Origin of the sequence: Psittacicella hinzii (assembly GCF_003585885.1) — a bacterium.
Lineage (GTDB): Bacteria > Pseudomonadota > Gammaproteobacteria > Enterobacterales > Psittacicellaceae > Psittacicella.
Map to the genome: position 1 here is coordinate 1 of NZ_NRHC01000091.1, position 2,490 is coordinate 2,490.

Annotated in this window: 2 protein-coding genes; both read left to right on the forward strand. The window is 35.9% G+C overall.

Annotated features, from left to right (window positions below):
• Window positions 1–1,083: transposase (locus CKF54_RS06625; protein WP_119525575.1), on the forward strand; the 1,083-nt coding region annotated here is incomplete at its 5' end.
• Window positions 1,084–1,287: 204 nt separating this feature from the next.
• Window positions 1,288–2,490, forward strand: a 1,203-nt coding sequence (locus CKF54_RS06630; protein WP_119525576.1) for a hypothetical protein, incomplete at its 3' end; no start/stop codon positions are given.

The following is a 2,490-nucleotide window of genomic DNA, read 5'->3' on the forward strand; positions in this document are numbered from 1 at the left end:
CCATTTGGGGGTAACCTCACGGTTATTTTTTACATTCTCCGTTTCTCAATATTTACTGAAAAAGGAACCTTCGAAAGAGTCTTTCTCTACATAGTTGAAAAAGCTATTGAATATGATATGGTAGGAGGAAAGGAAATGTTCCAAGATTCTACGCATATCAAAGCAAAAGCTAGTCTTAGTAAAGTAGCCAAAGCGGTAATAACTATTACTGAAGAAGACAACTTAGCTCTACTCTACGATGTAAACAAAGAGAGAGCTAAACGCAATATGAAAGATCTAAAGCCTAGATTAAAGCAGATTGAAAAAGATGTCCTAATTAGTCTAACTGACAAAGATTGCGGTATTCTATCTCGCAGGAATAAGCCTAGAATGCTAGCTTATCTAGATCATAGAATTGTTGATGGTAAGTGCAACATAATCTTATCTACAGAGATATCTCCAGGTAATGTTCACGATAGTCAGAGATCTCTATCAGGCTTCCTATACATTGAGAAATACTTCAACTTAGTACCGGAAGTTGTTGGTGTTGACTCTGCCTATGATAGTGCGAAACTAATGAATGGCCTACATAATATAGGAGTTCTAAGTGTAGTAGTACCTCAAAAAAGAGGTCGTAATACTCCAAACGAGTATACACCTGAATCCTTTACTTACAATCCAGAACTAGATATCTACGTGTGTCCTCAAGGTCAAGAATTAATTTACTTCGCAACTACTAGAGATGGATTCAACAAGTATATGTCCAATCCAGATAAGTGTTCTGCTTGTCCGTTCAAGGACAAATGCACTAAGAACAAAAAGAACTTTAGAGTGATAAATAGGTCTATTTATCAGGAAATAAAAGAACACAACTATGCCGTAAGTGCTAGCGATTACGGTAGAGAAATCTCTAGAAAAAGAAGCTGCACAGTAGAACTTACCTTTGGCGACTCAAAAGAGAAACATGGTTTTAGATATGCTAGATATATAGGAATAGATAAAATGCAGTCGCAATCTTTTCTAACTGCTACTGTACAGAACATGAAAACTATCGTTAATTACCTATTTAAAAATAAAAAAGTTCTAGTTAATGAAATTAACTAGAACGACAAATACCAATTCAATGAAGTTGAATTGAATTAACAAATATATTTTACCACATGGTAAAATACCATCCCCGAAAAAATACATCTAGGGGAGGGGGTGCTATACCCTAATTATCGTTCAAGTTAATTATTTTTTATCAAAAAAGGCTTCCCATGTCTTTTTTGATTAGTTCGAAGGATTTTTGCAACAGTCTCATTACTCATGAAAAAACTACTTTTAACTTCAAGCCTCCTATTTAGTCCTCTAGCCTTTGCAGGCATGGAAGAAGTTACTTCAGTTTCAATTCCCCTAGGAATTGGTCAAAAGGTTACCTATGCTGTTGTTAAGTATAGTGAAACTTTAGATGCCGACCAAATTAAAAAATCAGACTTTGCGGTAAAAGATCGTAATATCGTTGAAGTTTACTTAGCGACAGACAATGACATTCATAGTCATTCTACTAAAGGTCAATATGTAGTTATTAAAATGGATCCTCAAGATCCTACTGCTTCTTTACTTACAGATGTAAAAGGACAAACACCACAACCAACTAGCTACACTTTAGAAGTTAGTCAAGTTAATCCCCTAACTGACGTAAAATCTATTGCTCCAGAAACTAAAGTAGCCCAACAAAGTGTTAACTTAGTAGCTGATGATTTTACTCAACTAAGCTTTACCGATAAAGATGGGACAACTATTAACTATAATCTTTACGTACCAAAAGATTATAAACCTCAAACTGAGTACCCATTAGTAATGTTTATCCACGATGCTGGAGTAACTTCAGACTATATTAAAGCAACCTTATACCAAGGTAATGGAGCTACAGCTTGGGCAACTCCTGAAAGCCAAGCTCGTCATCAAGCTTTTGTCTTAGCACCACAATTTGCGGACAAAATTGTTACGGATAAATATGAAATCCCAACAAAAAACATTAACGCTCTAATTGCTTTAATTAACTCTTTAAGTGAAAAATACAGCATTGACATGGATCGTATCTATGCAACAGGACAATCTGGTGGTGGAATGTTAGAGTATGCTCTTAACATTACTCACCCAGACTTCCTAGCAGCTAGTTACCATGTTGCAAGCCAATGGGACGCTACTCAAGTTGCTCCTATGGCACATAACAAAATGTTTGTCTTTATCAGTAAAGACGACCCTAAAGCTTACCCTACTTGGCAACAAATGATTCCTGTACTTGAAAAAGAGGGAGCTGACATTCAAACTCTTGAAGTTAAAGGTAATGACTCTCTAAATAACTTAAACAGTGACGTAGAGAAGTTACTGGAAAAAGGTGGTAATATCCACTTAATGTATGTAGCTTCAGGTACTCTTCCATCACAAATTGCAGGAACTAAATCAGGTCCAGCAGCTGCTCACATGGGTACTTGGGAAATTAGCTATAGGGATTCCCTAAATTTT